Genomic DNA, 17,624 nt, shown 5'->3' on the forward strand with positions numbered 1-17,624 from the left:
CAATCAAATATTTATCCAGGGATCTCTCGAATTATGAGGTTTCCCCTTTAAAGAATGCAGATGCACTCTTCCCTCTTTTTTTAGCTCTGTTAAATCATCTCTTGTCTTAACAGAAATGTCAATATATGCCTCACAATTATTACATCTCAGTTCAAGTCGATCATTAAATAATTCTATATTAATATCATGACTGCCACATTCACAATTTAATCTCCCCTCTGCAGCAATATCATGCAGATAATCTAATACTTCCAGCATCAATTCTGGATTAACAAAATCTTCAAAACCAAGTTCATCAGCCATCATATTAAGCTCTTCCTTCTGCCGCTGAAGTTCTGATTTTATCATTTCTGTTGATCCAAAATATCCAAGGTTTAATCCAGTCTCCTTACACAGCAGAGGAGTAACTCGATCTGAATGCCAGAATTTTTTTGGTGAAACTATTTTTTTATGTATACTACTGCAGAGCAGACAAAAATAGTCTATCTGAATATATCCTTTTTTTGTTCTCTTTATAGACACTTTTTTTGCTCCACAGCTGCTGCATTTTAACTGGTGGACTGTACCACCTGACAGCTGAAATATATTAATTTCGTCTGTACTCAGGCGCCCACAGGCAGAACAGCTTACAGCAATTGTGGTGGACAGTTCTAGTAACATTTTTAATCCCGGCCTGCAATATTTACGACCAGGTATTCACCTCCTTAATCTAACTATTCTTCATTACATAAAAAAATCCTTTTTTCATTTATATTTTGTATACTAAAAGCGATAAATTTAAAAATAAAATATCAATTAACTGATATATGTTTAGAATTATTCAATCAAAAAAATAATCTATTTTATATCAAAATTATTTCCTGTTTTCTGCTGAAGTTATATAATTTCCCACTAAATTAAAATAATCTCCCACTGCAAATGAGAGATTATCCCTATTAACCGTCTGCATTTTAAAATTTATATATAAGTTTAAAAATATTACTTCATAATTAAGCACTATTCATCCGTAAGGGCAAGCCCGTAAGGTTTTCTAGTGATTAACTTCTATAACTCCTTTTTAAGCATCTCTAAAAATTCCTTTAGTGAACCCCGCCAGTCTGGATTCCCGGTAGAACTCCCCCTATCGATAATATAATCTTCTATTATATATGTAGTAATACCGACCTCTGCTGCAGCCATATCTTCCTGTATGTCATTGCCAATCATTACAGTTTTATCTGCTTTTTCTCCAATTTTATTAAGTAAATCCACAAAATATTTAGGATTTGGCTTGGCAGATTCCATATTTTCATAACTGCTAATAAAATCAAAATCCCCTTCTCTTAGCCCCGCCCATCTGAGCCTTTCCACAACTGCTTCACGAGGGAAAATTGGATTTGTTGCCAGCACAAGTCTTTTATTTCTGCTTTTGAGATAATTTATTATTTGAGGTGGTGTGCTGTCATCTATATCAAGCTGTTTTTTTAATTCTGGAAAAATATTTTTATAAAAATTATTAAATTGGGAAATTATTTTATCTCTGTTGCCAGTTTTGATCTTCTCAAAAAAATTTTTCATAAAAACTTCCTGATTGCTCTTTTCCCCACTGTTCTTGATCATTTTCTCAGTAGAACTCATAAGAATTTTGATAAATTCATCTCGAGAAGAAGTTATATTTGAAAATTCCTCTGCCAGTGCATTAAAATAAAGTTTTAAAAATTTATCAAGTTCAATTGTTAAAAGAGTACCATCAAGGTCAAAAAGAAAGGTTCTTTTTTCTGCCAGCAAATTTTCTCCTCCTTGCTAATTGTCGTCATCTTTAATTATATCTTTAATCTTTTTCATTCGATCTCTGTGTTCCTGTGTATCAAAACAGATGCTGAATGCTTTAGTCTCATAGCTGCTGCCGGCTTTTGGCCCATCTATGTAAGAATGATTGATAGCTTTTTTTATCATTGATACTGCACGGGCAGAGCGCTCAGTAATTTCTATAGCCATCTCTCTGGCAGATGGAATTAATGTTCTTGGAGTAACTACCTTATTAATTAAACCCAGTTCATAAGCAAGGGTCGCATCAACAATATTTCCGGTAAAGAGCATTTCTTTAGCCTCGGCAACTCCAATCAGACGGGGAAGACGCTGAGTACTCCCAAATCCAGGTATAACTCCCAGCTTCACTTCTGGCTGCCCAAAGCGTGCCCTTGTGGTCGCAATACGTAAATCACAGGCAAGTGTAATCTCCATTCCCCCACCTAAAGCATAACCATCAACTGCAGCAATTACAACCTGATTGCTGTATTCAATTAAATCACATATTTTATGCCCTTTTAAAGAAAGTTCTTCTGCCTGTCTGCTGTTAAGTGTTTCCAGATAATCTATATCTCCTCCAACAGAAAAAGCTCTATGCCCACTTCCAGTCATAACAACAGCTTCAACCTTTTTGTTAGCAAATACCTCTTCCAAAGTATCATACAGCTCATCAAGCAGCTGCTCATTATATGCATTAAGAACTTCAGGTCGATCAAGTACAATAGTTGCCAGAGGTTCATCATATTCACATTTAACGAACTCCCTATCCATACTGCTCCTCCTTTTTGCCTATTCTAAGGCAAATATATTTGTTATATAAAAACAAATTCATTATAAATATTATTCAGATCCCTTAAAAATCCTTGGAAAAAATTACTTATTTTTTAAAACAGCCTCTACAAAACTTACAAAAAGAGGATGTGGTCTATTTGGGCGCGACTTGAATTCTGGATGGAACTGTACACCCACAAACCAGGGATGATCGGGAATTTCAATAATTTCAACCAGTTTTTCATCTGGAGAAAGCCCAGAAAAAATTATACCATTTTTTTTCATTTCACTTCGGTACTGATTATTAAACTCATAGCGGTGGCGGTGTCTTTCGTAAATTACCTCATTACTATAAGCTTTTCTGCTGATTGTACCCTCTTTTAGCTTACATGGATAAAGGCCCAGACGCATTGTACCCCCCATATTTTCAATATCATGCTGATCTGGCATAAGATCGATTACAGGATCACTGCTTTCTTCATCAAATTCTGAACTGTTGGCATCATCTAGATTAAGAATGTTTCTGGCATATTCTATCACAGCACACTGCATACCCAAACATATACCAAAATAGGGCACTTTATTTTCGCGTGCATATTTAACGGCAGCTACTTTACCTTCAATACCTCTGTCACCAAATCCTCCTGGCACGAGAATTCCATCTGTATCTTTTAAGATTTCTTCTACCTTTTCTTCTTCTTCCAGATCTTCTGCATAAACATATTTTATATTAACCCGGCAGTCATTTGCTATACCTGCATGTGTAAACGATTCTGCAATACTTATATAAGCATCCGGCAGTTCAACATATTTACCAACTATTGCTATTTCCACCTGATCAGAGCGATTTTTAATCTTTTCTATTAGATTTTCCCAATCTTCCAGCTCGGGAGCATGGACTTTTTCTTCTATTTCTAGTTTTCCTATTACATTATCAGCCAGGCCTTCATCTTCCAGCATAAGTGGCACTTCATAAATATAATCTGCATCAACAAGCTGAATTACATCTTCTTTTTCTACATTGCCAAATAGTGAAATCTTATCTTTAACATCCTGTGTAAGTTCTCTATCAGAACGACAGACAATAATATCAGGCTGAATTCCAATACTCCTCAGTTCTTTTACACTGTGCTGGGTTGGTTTTGTTTTAAGTTCACCGGCTGTAGCAAGATATGGTACAAGTGTACAGTGAAGATAAAGAATATTATTTTTGCCATAATCAGTCCTCAACTGCCTGATAGCCTCAAGAAAAGGCAAACTTTCAATATCACCAACTGTACCACCTATCTCTGTAATAACAACATCTGCATTTGTTTCCTCCCCGACCCGTGTAATTCTATATTTTATTTCATCTGTAATATGAGGAATAACCTGAACTGTAGCACCAAGATAATCTCCTCTCCTTTCTTTTTGGATAACAGAACCATATATTTTACCGGTTGTTACATTGTTGTTTTTGCTTAAATTTACATCAATAAAACGCTCATAATGCCCTAAATCAAGATCTGTTTCTGCTCCATCATCTGTAACAAAAACTTCTCCATGCTGATAAGGACTCATTGTACCAGGATCATAATTTATATAGGGATCAAATTTCTGAATACTGACCTGCAGACCTCTGCTTTTTAACAGTCTTCCCAGAGAAGCAGCTGTAATCCCTTTGCCCAGAGCAGAAACTACGCCTCCTGTCACAAAAATATATTTCGTCATTTTATCTATCTCCTCCTGAATATTTTATTATTATAAATTTTTCTATTTCTAAATAAAATTACATCTGATCGGGTGCTGTAATTCCCAGCAAACTTAGCACATTGCGCAAAACCTGACGGGCTGATTTAACCAGATAAATTCTAGCTTTACTCAGCTCTTCATCTTCTGTTAAAACCCTGCAGTTATTATAGAATCCATGGAACGCAGTTGCCAGGTCATAGGCATAACCTGTAATATGATGTGGCTGTCTTGCTTCTGCGCTTAGCTTAATTTCTTCTGGATAAGAGGCCAGTGTCTTCATCAGATCTATTTCTGTCTGATCTGTCAGAAGTGATAAATCTGCTTTATCTTCACTGAACTCTGCTGGAATATTTTCCAAAATACTGTGAATTCTAGCATGTGCATATTGTACATAATAAACCGGATTATTTGTAGATTCTTCTTTTGCCAGTTCAAGATCAAAATCAAGGTGGCTGTCCGTACTTCTCATTATATAATAATAGCGTGCTGCATCTGTACCCACTTCTTTATTTACCTCACGCATGGTTACAAAGCTGCCTGCCCTTTTTGACATAGGCATTTTTTTACCTCTGCGCAGAAGTGTTACCATCTGTACTATTATTACTTCCAGTGTATCTCTATCATATCCAAAAGCTTCTATAACTGCCTTCATTCTGGGAATATAACCGTGGTGATCTGCTCCCCAGATATTGATCAGTTTATCAAAACCCCGCTCCAGTTTATCAAGATGATATGCTATATCAGCTGCAAGATAGGTTGGAGAATTATCTGATTTAATAATTACTCTATCTTTGTCATCACCAAAAGCAGTTGATTTAAACCAGAGTGCCCCTTCTTTTTCATAAATAAATCCTTTGTCTCTCAGCATTTCTACAGCACTTTTTATTTTACCATCATGAAGGTCTCTTTCACTAAACCAGGTATCAAATTCTATTCCAAACTCTTTTAAATCCCTTTTTATATTTTTGAGCATTTTTTTATATGCAAATTCACGGCAGATTTCTATTGCTTTATTTTCATCTTTTGCTAAAAGGCTGTCACCATATTCTTCATATAACTCTTCTGCAATTTCTTTTACATATTCACCGGCATAAACATTTTCGGGCATTTCTATCTCTTCACCGAGTATTTCTCTGTACCTCAAAAGAGTAGATTTCCCAATTATATCCATTTGATTTCCCGCATCATTTATATAATATTCTTTCTCCACCTTAAAACCGGCTGTTTTGAGTATAGATGCCAGCACATCACCCACAACTGCACCCCTGCTGTGGCCAACATGAAGAGGTCCGGTCGGATTGGCACTTACAAACTCTATCTGCACCTTTTTTCCTTTACCATAATCTACTTTACCATAATCCTTTCCGAGCTTCTGAATCAGCTCAAGATTATCATAAAGCCATCTGCTGCTCATTTTGAAATTAATAAAGCCAGGGCCAGCAATAGAGACATCTTCCACCTCTGGTGCAGAAAGATTGTTAACAATAATTTCAGCCAGCTGGCGGGGATTCATACCAATTTCCCCTGCTGCTGCCAGTGCTATATTTGTTGCATAATCACCATGTTCTTTTTCTCTTGGAACCTCAACATTTACCTCAGGTATCTCTTCCAACTCTATTTCCCCATTTTTCACTGCTTTTTCTATACTTTCTTTAATGTGATTTATTAATCTATCCTCAACTTTTGCCTGTAAATTTTTAACCAAAACAAAAAACCTCCCCCATAATTTATAAATATTGATACTGCATCTTTTCCAGCAGCTAATTTTAATTATATTAAACATTTTACTCAGAATGAATATCGAATAAGTTTTATAAAATTAATCACACAGCTTACAAATTTTCTAGATAATGATCAGAACCTCATAAAACAACAGGTTTCTAATTATCGGTTCTGTACCTGATAGATAATTTATTTTCTGAAGTTAATTCTCTATTAAAATAAAGGCAGTAATCTACATTTATCTCTCCCGAATTCATATCTGCCTGTAGTGATATTTTCTCTGTATCTACAGAAATATCAAATTTTTGTTCGACCCTGCCATAATATCCATCTGTAATCTCTCCTTCAATAAATTTCTGTTTCAATGGGGCAGGATCATCCCTCATTAAAAGAAGCTGTTCAGCTTTAAGATCAATCCTTAATTTTGCTTCAGCCCCATCAACTCCTGGAGAATTATCATTATATATAAGATAATATTTATCATTTTTTAAAAAAAGTCTTCCTGTCACTACCTGTTCAATTTTATCTTTTTCGCCATTGTGAATAAACTCCTGCCTGCCCGTTATTTTAATTATAACTTCTTCTTCCATATTTCCACTCCATATTTTATCTAATAATTTCAAAAAGCCACAGCAAAATAAACTGTGGCTGCTTAAGCCGTTTATAGTTTAAGATCTCTTCCAAACTTTACTGCAGTTTTATAATCTTTAGCTTCAAAAAAAATTTTTACTGCACAACCTTCTTTTTCCAGCAGAGGCATTACATTTTTAAGGGCTTTGCCAGCAGCAAAAAATCTGGGGGCTGCAAAAGCTGCTGCTTCCTGGCCCGGTGTTAGTTTAAATTGTGAAAAAAATTTAGCCAGTGAACTGTCTATTTTACCCCTAAAAATTTCTTTTGTAGGACTTTCAGCAGCTGCTATATTAAAAGGAGCAAATGAGATACCTGTCCTATTATAGGCAGTATTGACCATGACAACCTGAAATTCTGCCTCCTCTACACCTTTTTTTAATCCCTCTGCCATTTTTTTGATATTATCATCTGGTGTATAAATTATTAATAAGCGCCGCAAGAAAATCCCTCCTCTTTTCATCAACCCTTATTTTATCATAAATATTTTATTTTTTACAGGTTTAATCATAAAAAAACGGTAAAGAGAGTGCACTCTTTACCATTAATTAAATGTTAAACCATACATTAATATCCTACTTATAGTTTATCATTTTTAAGCTGTAAACTTAAAAGCAATTTAGGAGTTTCCCCAAAATTTATTTTCAAGCTGCAAAAAGGGGGCTTTAGTCATCAACGAAATTTTTAGATTTATCTAAAACTCAATTCGGGTGTGAAATAGGACACACTAATCAATGAGTCCTCCTGACTCATGATTAGCTCACTCCATCCTGCAGTTCAACCCTATTTCTTCCTTCATTTCGTTAAGATTCATTGACTAAAAATTTCAATATTCCTGTATCTCCCCTTTTTGCAGCAGTATATAAAAAATGGGGAAAGTCCAGAAAAGCAATTGTATCTAAAAATTTAAGATTTATTTTAAGCCAATTTTACTGACAAGTTTACCTTTTGGCATATATCCAACAAGCTTGTCTTTAACTTTTCCATCTTCAAAAATCATCATGGTTGGAATACTCATAATTCCATATCTGGCTGCAGTTGACTGATTTTCGTCGACATTAAGCTTACATACTTTAATATCTTCACTATATTCTTTTGCAATTTCTTCTACAACAGGAGCCACCATTCTACATGGTCCACACCATTCTGCCCAGAAATCAACCAATACTGGTTTATCTGATTTTAATACCTCTCTGCTGAAATTTCCATCTGTTACTTTTTTTGGTTTGCTCATTTTAAAAATTTCCTCCTTGATAATTATATTGTGTCACTATACTTATACAGCAGCTTCCTGCTCAAGTATTTTTTTAATTTTTTTAAGTATTGTTTTTGCTGGTACTGCTCCAACCTGTTCTGCCGCACCGAAATTAATAACTGTTTTTGGAACTCCTGATACATTATATTTTGAAGAAAATTCCTGGAATTCTATAGCTTCCACCATTTCTCCTCTAATGTTGGGATTCAGCAGTGCCATCTGATGTGCCACCCTTACAGCACGAGGACAATAAGGACAGGTAGGTGTGATAAATACCTGAATAAGAACATTCTGATCTATTTCTTTAATCTGCTCTTTTATATCTGCAGAAAGATCGATCCTATCTCTATTTGAAGTATCCAAGATATCTTCAATTAGTGTTGTAAATTCATATCCTGAAGGAATACCGTAAAAATGTACTCCAGTATCATTACCATCTGCATCATACAAAATAGTTGCCGGAGCACGATCTATATTCATTTCTGCTGCCTTTTCACTATCAAGCATATATTTTTCCACTGTCACTCTGCTGTCCAGCTCTGTTATTTCTGTTAAAATCTGTTCTGTATCTTCACAGTACTGACAGTCTTCTTCTTTGCTGAAAAAATATAATTTAACTTCATCTTTCAGATTTTCCTGAAAAAGTTCTTTAATTTTATTTTTTTCTTCCTGATCAATTTTAGCCATTAAATATCACTCCCTAGTTTTATTCATAAAAAATACCGGATTAACTTTATTTGCAATATCCATTATATACGATATAGTATTTTTTAAAGTTAAGTAATTAACATTTTCTCAAATTATTATAAAACTAAAAAAATATAAGACACCGGAAAAAGCACCGATGTCATATATTGAGTAAGTTACAATCATAAAAATAATACTATTTTTCTAAAAATACACTGTAGCCTAGATAGGTATGATAAACATCTGCCTTACTGACAACTTCATAAGGTGAGTGCATTGACATAACAGCAGGACCACAGTCTACAACATCCATGTTGTAGTTTGCCAAAAACTGGGCTATGGTTCCACCACCACCTTCATCTACTTTACCAAGCTCTGCTATCTGCCAGTAAACTCCAGCCCCATTAAACAGGCTTCTTACTTCTCCCATAAACTCTGCACCTGCCTCAGATGCACCTGATTTTCCTCTAGATCCTGTATATTTAGAAATAACAACTCCTTTTCCTAAATATGCAGAATTATGTTCTGCATATACTTCTGCAAAATCAGGATCATAGGCTGCATTTACATCTGCAGATAAAACCTTAGAATTCTGGAGCACTCTTCTCAGCAGAAGTTCACTATAATTATCATAGTAAAGGTTAACCATTTCTGCTACCTGATCTTCAAAAAAGTGTGACTGCATACCAGTACTGCCCATACTGCCAACTTCTTCTCTATCCATCAGCAAAACTACAGCAGTATATTTAGGATCATTAATGTCAAGAACTGCCTCAAGAGCTGTATAACTGCAGACACGGTCATCATGTCCATAACCTGCCAAAAGACCTCTATCAAATCCAGCATCTCTGGTTTTAAATGCCGGAACAATCTGCAGATCTGCACTTACAAAATCTTCACCTGTAATATCATATTCTTTTTCCAGATAATCAAGTAAAGCAGTTTTTACCTTTTCTTTTGTATCTTCATCATTAACTGGAATACTGCCGATAACCACATTTAGTTTTTCTCCTGTTATTCCTTCACTCATCTTTTTTTCCATCTGTTTTTTGCCTAAATGTGGCAGTACATCACTGATAAAAAATATAGGGTCATCTTCTTTTTCCCCAATCTTTAATTCTATCTCTGAACCATCTTCCTTTACTACAACTCCATGCAGTGCAAGCGGCATTGTAACCCACTGATATTTCTTTACACCACCATAATAATGAGTTTTAAACATGGCTAGTTCGCCATCTTCATAAAGAGGATTTGGTTTTAGATCAAGACGTGGTGAATCAATATGTGAGCCAACAATTTTTAAACCTTCCTGCAGATCTTTTTGCCCTATCACTGCAGCCATTAAAGCCCTTGAACGATTAACCATGTAGACTTTATCTCCTGTTTTTAGTTCTTTATATTCGTCTATATTTTTAAATCCAGCTTTCCTTAGCTTCTCAATAGAAGCACCGGCAAACTCTCTTTCTGTTTTGTTTTCTGTCAGAAAATCAGCATATCCTCTGTTAAAGGCAAATACCTCTTCTCTTTCGTCTTCTCCCATCTCAAGCCAGGCATTTTTTGCTTCATAACCTTTCCTTTCTTTACTCATCTATCTTCCCCCTCTTATTCTTTATTAATATCTTTCTTTATTATATCAGGATAAAACATAGATTTTAAGTTATTTCACTACATTTTTTGTACCGGGTACAAATGAAAAGATTCACAGATGGTCTACATAAGTGTTATAATTCCTTTTGATCTCTTCCATGCTGTCTCCGCCAAATTTTTTGCACAGACTTTCTGCAATTACAGCTGCAGATACTGCTTCTCCCACTATACTTGCTGAAGGTACAGCACATACATCTGACCTCTCTTTTGCAGCCTGCCTTTCTTCTTTTGTAATTAAATCAGCAGTATGCAGTGGTTTAGCGAGAGTGGGAATCGGTTTCATCGCCAGCCGGAGAACAATTTCCTCCCCATTGCTGATTCCCCCTTCTACTCCACCTGCATTATTTGTTTTTCTGTAAAATCCTTTTTCTTTATCATAATAAATTTCATCATGAACTTTTGAACCTGGTCTGGCTGCTGCAGCAAATCCAGTTCCTATTTCTACACCTTTAATTGCCTGTATACTCATAAGTGCTCCAGCAAGTTTAGAATCCAGTTTGTAATCCCAGTGAACATGGCTTCCAATTCCAACTGGCATGTTTCTTATAATTATTTCAAATATCCCTCCAACAGAATCTCCCTCTGACCGCCAGGAATTTATCAGTTCTATCATTGCTTCTGTTTTATTCTCACTGCCACAGCGGAGAGGAGATTTTTCGACTTTTTTAAAATATTTTTTTATTTTTTCTGAGATCAAATTATTATCTTCAGATGATTCCATTTTAAATTTTTCTTTCTTTTTAATTTCCGCCCAGCTGTCAGATTTTATACTACCTATCTGAACAACATGACTGTAAATTTCAATATTCATTTCTTTCAAAAATTGTTTAGCAACAGCTCCAACTGCTGTTCTGGCTGCTGTTTCCCGGGCACTTGCTCTTTCCAGAATATTACGTAAATCTCTAAAATTATATTTTAAAGCTCCAGGAAGATCTGCATGCCCAGGACGCGGATTTGTCAACTTTTCTGCATCCTCATTGCTTCCATCAGGTGACATTACTTTCTGCCAATTTTTCCAGTCCTTATTTTCTATCCTCATGGTCAGCGGTGTTCCCAGTGTTAAACCTGATCTGAGCCCTGATGTTATATTAACCTTATCGCTCTCTATTTCCATTCGGCCGCCGCGACCATATCCCTGCTGACGGCGAAATAATTCATTATTTATTTTTTCGATATCTATTTTTAATCCTGCAGGAAGACTTTTTATAACTGCAGTAACTTCGGGTCCATGTGATTCACCTGCTGTAATGTATTTAAACAATCTCAATCCTTCCCTTCTCTGCTGACAAAAATTTTATTTTCAGCACCCTGTTTTAAAATCTCAAAAACTCCGTTTTTATCATTTTTACTAAGCTTTTCTTTTATATTTTCAAGATTTTTAATATATTTTCCCAGCACATCTTCTAAATTATCTCTATTTGTCCAGAAAATATCCTGCCAGAGTTCAGGACTTCCACCAGCAATTCTTGTCATATCATAAAAACCACTTCCGGCCAGTCTGTATAATTTTTCTTTTTCTCTCTCACTGCAGGCTGTATTAAGAAGAACAGCAGAAACAAGGTGGGGAAGATGACTTAATACAGCAGCACATCTATCATGTTCTTCAGCATCTATAATATAGACTCTGCAGCCAATTTTTTTTAACACATTTTTAATTTTTTCTACTATCTTCCTGTCTGTATCTGCAGCTGGAGTTAATATAAACGGTGCTTCTACAAAAAGTTCTGGATCAGCAAATTTTACACCTGATTTTTCCGAGCCGGCCATTGGATGTCCACCAATAAAAAATCTATTTTCCTGTCCTGAAAATTTATTTTCAGCTTTTTTTAAAATCTCTTTTTTGGTGCTGCCTGTATCAATTATTATTTGCCTGGTCTCTTTAGAATAAGGTAATTTATCCAGAATACCAAGTATATTAAAAATTGGAGCAGCCAGTATAATCAAATCAGAATTATTAAGATTGCTACCTATTTCAGTATATCCTTCATCTATAATGTTCATTTTTTTTGCCCTGAGCAGATTTTCTTCATCTATATCTATCCCAATAATTTTCTCTGAAATAGATTTTTTTCTAAAAGCTGCAGCAAGTGACCCTCCAATCAGTCCAACACCTAAAACTGCTGTTTCTCTGAATTCCTTCAATGTTTTTTCATCCTTTCTCTCTTTTTAAATCTTTTTAGAGATTGATGAATAACAGCTACTTCCTCCATTAAAAGTTGAAAATTCTCCGGTTTTAGGGACTGTGGACCATCTGAAAGTGCTTTTTCTGGTTCAGGATGAACTTCTACCATCAGCCCATCTGCTCCTCCAGCTACTGCTGCCCTGGCCATTGAAGTAACCAGCTGCCATCTTCCTGTACCGTGGCTTGGATCAACAATAATTGGAAGATGACTCTGCTGTTTGACAAGAGGAATAGAACTTAAATCCAGGGTATTTCTGGTTTCTTCACCAAAACTTCTAATACCTCTTTCACAGAGTATCACCTGCTGATTACCCTCAGACATAATGTATTCTGCTGCTAGAAGCCACTCTTTAATTGTGGCTGACATTCCCCGTTTCAACATTACTGCTTTATCAAGTTTTCCTACTGCTTTGAGAAGGGGGTAGTTCTGCATATTTCTGGCACCTATCTGAATGATATCCGTATATTCTCTGAGGAGATCAATATGTTCTAAATCCATTAATTCTGTCACTATCTTTAGACCTGTTTTTTCTCTGGCTTCTGCCAGGTATTTAAGACCAACCTCTCCCAATCCCTGAAAAGAATATGGTGATGTTCTCGGCTTAAATGCTCCACCCCGCAGTATACTTGCACCACCTTTTTTTACTATCTGCGCTGTTTTAATTATCTGTTCTCTGCTTTCTACTGAACATGGGCCTGCCATTACAGTTAATTCTTCTCCACCAATTTTTACTCCATCACCAAGATCAATCACTGTTTTTTTGGGCTTAAAATCCCAGCCAACAAGTTTATATGGATCCAGAATAAGTATTACTTTTTCTACACAGTCAAAAGTAAGGAGCTTATCTCGCAGATCCTCTCTATTATCTCTGTCACCAACAAGTCCTATAATTGTCTTTTCTACCCCTTTGGAAACATGAATATCATAATCTGCATCTCTTATAACCTTTTTAACTTTTTCAAAGCATTTTTTTGATTCCCCTGATTTTAAAACTGCAATCATTTAGAACCCCCCTTTTAGATTATCGCTAGTTATACTTCTCATTTTCTAATGTCAGCTTATATTTCATTATTTTGATATTTTTAACATTTATTATTAATATTTCTAATATTATTCCTGGCTTTTAGACAACTTCTTTCAGCTTTTCTATCAGTATTTTATTTTCCTCATGACAGCCAATTGTTACTCTGATCCAGCTTTCCATTCCCAGTCCACTTCCTGAGCGAACTATTACTCCTCTTTTCATCAGTTCTTTAAATACTGCATCAGAATCTTTTTCTGCATTTATCATCATAAAATTAGTTTCTGTTTCTATATAATCAAGCCCCATTTTTTCCAGTTCACTGTAAAGATATTTTTTTTCCTTTTTATTCATATCTCTGCATCTTCCCACATGTTCCTGTGCCTCCAGAGCTGTCAGAGCTGCTTTTTGAGAAAGCAGATTTACATTAAAGGGGCTGCGCAGACGATTTAGATAATCAACTATTTCTGGACTGCCAAAACCATAACCTACTCTCATCCCGGCCATTCCATAAATTTTAGAAAATGTCCTTAATATAAAAAGGTTGGGATATTTATCCAGCAGATCAGTGCCATCAAAATAATCATCGGACTCCACATATTCATAATATGCCTGATCAACTATCAGCAATACATTTTCGGGCAGCTCATCCAGCAGTTTTTTTATTTCTGAGCTCGGCACAACTGTCCCGGTTGGATTATTAGGATTGCAGAGAAAAAAGACTTTTGTCCTTACGCCCACCTTGTTTTTCATTGCTTCTAAATCATGTTTATAATCCTCTGTCAGCGGTACTTTGACACTGATTCCATCTCTTGCTCTAACTGAAAGTTCATATTTAATAAATGACGGATCTGCCTGTACTGCTTCATCTCCTGGATTTATAAATAATGTCAGCAGAAGATCCAGTATTTCATCAGAACCATTTCCAATAAATATTTTTTCTTCTTCAATATTATAAAAATTGCTTAAGGCATTTTTTAAATCTCTGCTGTCTGAATCGGGATAAAAATTAATATTAGCTGCATTATCCTTAATTGAATTAATCACTTCTCTGGCCGGACCATAAGGATTCTCATTAGAGGCAAGTTTAATTATTCTCTCCAGCCCGTACATTTTCTTTACCTCATCTATACCTTTTCCTGCCTGATAGCGATTCATATTTTTTATCCCCTTACAGACTCCATCTGCTATTCTGCTCATTTTTTTACCTCCTGATTAAATTGATTTTAACAGTTCTGCAAAACCGGGAAATGATGTGTTTATTATTTCACTTCCATTTATAGTAACTGCAGATTCTGTTTTTAAAGCTAACACTGCCAAAGACATTGCTATTCTGTGGTCATGATGACTCTCAAGTGTTTTTCCACCTGATATGCAGGCTGGTCCATCAACTGCCATGCCATCTTCAAACTCTTCAATACTGATGCCGAGTTTTCTGAATTCATTAACTACCGCACTAATCCTATCTGTTTCTTTAACACGCAGTTCTTCAGCATCTCTGATTACTGTTTTTCCCTCTGCTGATACAGCCAGAACAGCTATAAGCGGTATTTCATCTATCAGCCGTGGTATTATATCTCCGGATATTTCTGCTGCTTTTAGCTGTGAGGATCTGACAAGAATATCTGCAGTCGGTTCTCCAGCTTCTTCTCTTACATTGAGAAGTTCTATATCTCCACCCATATCTTCTACAACTTCCAGGAATCCGCTTCTGCTGTAATTAATTCCGACATTTTTCAGCAGAAGTTCTCCTTCTTCTGCTGTCAGAGCAGCTGTTATAAAGAAAGCAGCTGATGATATATCACCCGGAATTTTTATATTAAAAGGATTAAGCTTCCTCTTTTTTGATTTTTTAAGGATGATTTTACCACTACCTATTTCTAAATCTACTCCTGTATTTTTAAGCATTCTCTCTGTATGATCTCTTGATACTGCTGGTTCAATAATTACAGTTTCTTCTTCAGATTGAAGTGCAGCAAGCAGAAGTGAAGATTTAAGCTGAGCACTTGCGACCGGAAGTTTATATTTTATTCCGCTTAATTTTTGACCCTTTATGCTCAGAGGTGCCAGTCCACCTCGACGCGAAAAAATCTCAGCTCCCATTTTTGTAAGTGGGCCTATAATCCTCTGCATAGGTCTCCTGCGCAGAGAATGATCTCCTGTCAGTACAGAATAAAAGTTCTGTGAGGAAAGAAGCCCTGTAAGCAGCCTCATAGATGTACCAGAATTCCCACAGTCAAGTACATCATCTGCTTCTTTAAGACCTTCTATTCCCTTTCCTTTTACTGTATACTCTCCTTTAGATTTCTTTATTACCTCTACTCCAAGTTTCCTCATGATATTCATTGTGCTCAGGCAGTCTTCTGCCTCAAGCAGACCTGTTATTTTACTATCCCCTTCGGCTATTGAAGCTAAAATTAATGCTCTGTGTGAGATAGATTTATCTCCCGGCACATTAACTTCTCCTTTAATTTTCTTTTTGGGTTCAATTTTTAAATCCATCTGCTTCTTTCAACCCCTTTCGCTGTCCTGTAATCTTATTATACATAAGCTATTTTTTTCTCACTGGATTCAAAGCTGTACAGTGTTTTAGAAATAGCTGCAATTTCGACCATCATAGAATAATATTTTTCTGGTTTAAGAGATTGAGGACCATCTGACAGTGCATTTTCTGGCTCAGGATGAACTTCTACCATAATTCCATCTGCTCCAACTGCAGCAGCTGCCCTTGCCACAGGAGTTACCAGCTCCCATCGTCCTGTTCCATGACTGGGATCTGCAATTACCGGCAGGTGACTTAACTGCTGTACAAGTGGTATTGAGCTCAAATCCATGGTGTTTCTTGTTTCTTCACCAAATGTTCGGACCCCTCTCTCACATAAAATCACATTATGATTACCTTCATTCATTATATATTCTGCTGCTAAAAGCCACTCTTTAATTGTGGCTGCCATTCCCCGTTTTAACATAACCGGTTTATTCAGTTTACCTATTTCCTTGAGCAGAGAATAATTCTGCATATTTCTGGCTCCTATCTGAATAATATCGGTATACTGACAGACAACATCAATATGTTCTATATCCATCAGTTCGGTTATAATCTTTAGACCAGTTTTTTCTCTGGCCTCTGACAAAATTTTTAGACCCTCTTCACCCAGCCCCTGAAAAGAATAAGGAGAAGTTCTCGGTTTAAATGCACCACCCCTCAGTATTTTTGCTCCACCAGTTTTTACAATTTCTGCAGTTTTTAAAAGCTGTTCTCTACTTTCTACTGAACAGGGCCCTGCCATAATAGTTAACTCACTTCCACCTATCTTTACATCATCTCCCAGATCAATAACTGTCTTTTCCTGTTTAAAATTCCAGCTTGTCAGCTTATATGGATCAAGTATTAAAACAACCTTTTCCACACAGCTCATTGTCATCAGTTTTTCTTTTAACTTTGTTCTATTATTTTGATTTCCCAGCACACCTATTATTGTTTTCTCCACTCCCTGTATGGGATGAACATCAAAATTCTCTTCTTTTATTACCCTAATAACTTTTTCCTTATCTTCCTGTCCAGCATTTCTCTTCAGCACTGCAATCATATATATAAACTCCTCTCATATTTTTATTATTTAAAAATCTTATAATTTAAAAGTACCTATTTGTCATTATATATTTTGGTTCTCCCACAAAAAGGTTATTATCTCTAACTCATTTTTCTCACTAAATACAAAAAATCGCCCCAATTCAGGGCGACTATATCGCGGTACCACCTGCATTAATCTCATTAATTAAAGTTTAAGCAATTAATAAAGATTATCTCTACTGGAAGCCAACACTTCCTCACCGGATAACGACGGTCTACGGCCTAGCTTACTATTATTTCAGCTGGCAACTCATGGGGTGTAATTCAGCCTGTGCTTACTTGGTCCCCATTCACTGTTTTTCTGAGATATATTATATTAAATGGTATTATAGCAGTAAAATTAGCTTTTGTCAACAATTATTTACCTGAACTTTCCCCATTTTTTATATACTGCTGCAAAAAGGGGAGATGCAGGAATATTGAAATTTTTAGTCAATGAATCTTAACGAAATGAAGGAAAAAATAGGGTTGAACTGCAGGATGGAGTGAGCTAATCATGAGTCAGGAGGACTCATTGATTAGTGTGCCCTATTTCACACCCGAATTGAGTTTTAGATA

16 protein-coding genes are annotated in these 17,624 nt (G+C 35.8%); all 16 read right to left on the reverse strand.

Annotation, left to right across the window (positions count from 1 at the left end; all coding sequences use genetic code 11):
- Positions 1 to 3: 3 nt before the first annotated feature.
- The 16 genes from DFR78_RS05940 to aroF (DFR78_RS06015) all read right to left on the reverse strand — a co-directional run bounded on the left by DFR78_RS05940 (position 4) and on the right by aroF (DFR78_RS06015) (position 17,022).
- Positions 4 to 660, reverse strand: a complete 657-nt coding sequence (locus DFR78_RS05940; RefSeq protein ID WP_114457924.1) for a hypothetical protein — start codon at positions 658 to 660, stop codon at positions 4 to 6.
- Between the two features lie 384 nt (positions 661 to 1,044).
- Entirely contained in the window at positions 1,045 to 1,767 is a 723-nt protein-coding gene (locus DFR78_RS05945) for an HAD family hydrolase (RefSeq protein ID WP_114457925.1), read from the reverse strand.
- 15 nt (positions 1,768 to 1,782) lie between these two features.
- Positions 1,783 to 2,559: an enoyl-CoA hydratase/isomerase family protein gene (locus tag DFR78_RS05950; protein ID WP_114457926.1), complete on the reverse strand. Its 777-nt coding sequence runs from the start codon at positions 2,557 to 2,559 to the stop codon at positions 1,783 to 1,785.
- Positions 2,560 to 2,661: 102 nt separating this feature from the next.
- Positions 2,662 to 4,269, reverse strand: coding sequence for a CTP synthase (locus tag DFR78_RS05955; protein ID WP_147267754.1), 1,608 nt, complete (start codon positions 4,267 to 4,269; stop codon positions 2,662 to 2,664).
- Positions 4,270 to 4,327: 58 nt separating this feature from the next.
- Entirely contained in the window at positions 4,328 to 5,995 is a 1,668-nt protein-coding gene (argS, locus tag DFR78_RS05960; RefSeq protein WP_233486996.1) for an arginine--tRNA ligase, read from the reverse strand.
- A gap of 175 nt (positions 5,996 to 6,170) precedes the next feature.
- Positions 6,171 to 6,602 (reverse strand): DUF1934 domain-containing protein, encoded by a 432-nt coding sequence (locus tag DFR78_RS05965; protein WP_114457929.1) that lies wholly within the window; start codon positions 6,600 to 6,602, stop codon positions 6,171 to 6,173.
- A gap of 71 nt (positions 6,603 to 6,673) precedes the next feature.
- Positions 6,674 to 7,081 carry a DNA-binding response regulator gene (locus DFR78_RS05970; RefSeq protein ID WP_114457930.1) on the reverse strand — a complete coding sequence of 136 codons (408 nt, stop codon included), beginning with the start codon at positions 7,079 to 7,081 and terminating at the stop codon, positions 6,674 to 6,676.
- Positions 7,082 to 7,552: 471 nt separating this feature from the next.
- Positions 7,553 to 7,873 (reverse strand): thioredoxin, encoded by a 321-nt coding sequence (gene trxA, locus DFR78_RS05975; RefSeq protein ID WP_114457931.1) that lies wholly within the window; start codon positions 7,871 to 7,873, stop codon positions 7,553 to 7,555.
- 42 nt (positions 7,874 to 7,915) lie between these two features.
- Positions 7,916 to 8,581: a thioredoxin family protein gene (locus DFR78_RS05980; RefSeq protein WP_114457932.1), complete on the reverse strand. Its 666-nt coding sequence runs from the start codon at positions 8,579 to 8,581 to the stop codon at positions 7,916 to 7,918.
- A gap of 196 nt (positions 8,582 to 8,777) precedes the next feature.
- Positions 8,778 to 10,169, reverse strand: a complete 1,392-nt coding sequence (locus DFR78_RS05985; protein WP_114457933.1) for an aminopeptidase — start codon at positions 10,167 to 10,169, stop codon at positions 8,778 to 8,780.
- Between the two features lie 111 nt (positions 10,170 to 10,280).
- Positions 10,281 to 11,489 (reverse strand): chorismate synthase, encoded by a 1,209-nt coding sequence (gene aroC / locus DFR78_RS05990; RefSeq protein WP_114457934.1) that lies wholly within the window; start codon positions 11,487 to 11,489, stop codon positions 10,281 to 10,283.
- Between the two features lie 2 nt (positions 11,490 to 11,491).
- Positions 11,492 to 12,370 (reverse strand): prephenate dehydrogenase/arogenate dehydrogenase family protein, encoded by an 879-nt coding sequence (locus DFR78_RS05995; protein WP_114457935.1) that lies wholly within the window; start codon positions 12,368 to 12,370, stop codon positions 11,492 to 11,494.
- Positions 12,367 to 13,413: a 3-deoxy-7-phosphoheptulonate synthase gene (gene aroF / locus DFR78_RS06000; RefSeq protein WP_114457936.1), complete on the reverse strand. Its 1,047-nt coding sequence runs from the start codon at positions 13,411 to 13,413 to the stop codon at positions 12,367 to 12,369. Before aroF (DFR78_RS06000) ends, DFR78_RS05995 begins: the two co-directional genes overlap by 4 nt.
- Before the next feature lie 121 nt (positions 13,414 to 13,534).
- The gene (gene hisC, locus DFR78_RS06005; protein ID WP_114457937.1) at positions 13,535 to 14,632 is read right to left on the reverse strand and encodes a histidinol-phosphate transaminase; all 1,098 of its coding nucleotides are present in this window, start codon (positions 14,630 to 14,632) and stop codon (positions 13,535 to 13,537) included.
- Positions 14,633 to 14,647: 15 nt separating this feature from the next.
- Positions 14,648 to 15,934 carry a 3-phosphoshikimate 1-carboxyvinyltransferase gene (gene aroA / locus DFR78_RS06010; protein ID WP_114457938.1) on the reverse strand — a complete coding sequence of 429 codons (1,287 nt, stop codon included), beginning with the start codon at positions 15,932 to 15,934 and terminating at the stop codon, positions 14,648 to 14,650.
- A gap of 38 nt (positions 15,935 to 15,972) precedes the next feature.
- Positions 15,973 to 17,022 (reverse strand): 3-deoxy-7-phosphoheptulonate synthase, encoded by a 1,050-nt coding sequence (aroF, locus tag DFR78_RS06015; RefSeq protein WP_114457939.1) that lies wholly within the window; start codon positions 17,020 to 17,022, stop codon positions 15,973 to 15,975.
- Positions 17,023 to 17,624: the final 602 nt, after the last annotated feature.

It is taken from the genome of Halanaerobium sp. MA284_MarDTE_T2 (genome assembly GCF_003337245.1).
GTDB lineage: Bacteria > Bacillota > Halanaerobiia > Halanaerobiales > Halanaerobiaceae > QPJE01.

Excerpts from the sequence above, each read along its gene's own strand:
- hisC (WP_114457937.1), bottom strand. The coding sequence starts at position 14,632 with ATGAGCAGAATAGCAGATGGAGTCTGTAAGGGGATAAAAAATATGAAT.
- aroF (WP_114457936.1), bottom strand. The coding sequence starts at position 13,413 with ATGATTGCAGTTTTAAAATCAGGGGAATCAAAAAAATGCTTTGAAAAA.
- DFR78_RS05985 (WP_114457933.1), bottom strand. The coding sequence starts at position 10,169 with ATGAGTAAAGAAAGGAAAGGTTATGAAGCAAAAAATGCCTGGCTTGAG.
- aroF (WP_114457939.1), bottom strand. The coding sequence starts at position 17,022 with ATGATTGCAGTGCTGAAGAGAAATGCTGGACAGGAAGATAAGGAAAAA.
- DFR78_RS05980 (WP_114457932.1), bottom strand. The coding sequence starts at position 8,581 with ATGGCTAAAATTGATCAGGAAGAAAAAAATAAAATTAAAGAACTTTTT.
- DFR78_RS05955 (WP_147267754.1), bottom strand. The coding sequence starts at position 4,269 with ATGACGAAATATATTTTTGTGACAGGAGGCGTAGTTTCTGCTCTGGGC.
- trxA (WP_114457931.1), bottom strand. The coding sequence starts at position 7,873 with ATGAGCAAACCAAAAAAAGTAACAGATGGAAATTTCAGCAGAGAGGTA.
- DFR78_RS05940 (WP_114457924.1), bottom strand. The coding sequence starts at position 660 with ATGTTACTAGAACTGTCCACCACAATTGCTGTAAGCTGTTCTGCCTGT.
- DFR78_RS05965 (WP_114457929.1), bottom strand. The coding sequence starts at position 6,602 with ATGGAAGAAGAAGTTATAATTAAAATAACGGGCAGGCAGGAGTTTATT.
- DFR78_RS05950 (WP_114457926.1), bottom strand. The coding sequence starts at position 2,559 with ATGGATAGGGAGTTCGTTAAATGTGAATATGATGAACCTCTGGCAACT.
- aroA (WP_114457938.1), bottom strand. The coding sequence starts at position 15,934 with ATGGATTTAAAAATTGAACCCAAAAAGAAAATTAAAGGAGAAGTTAAT.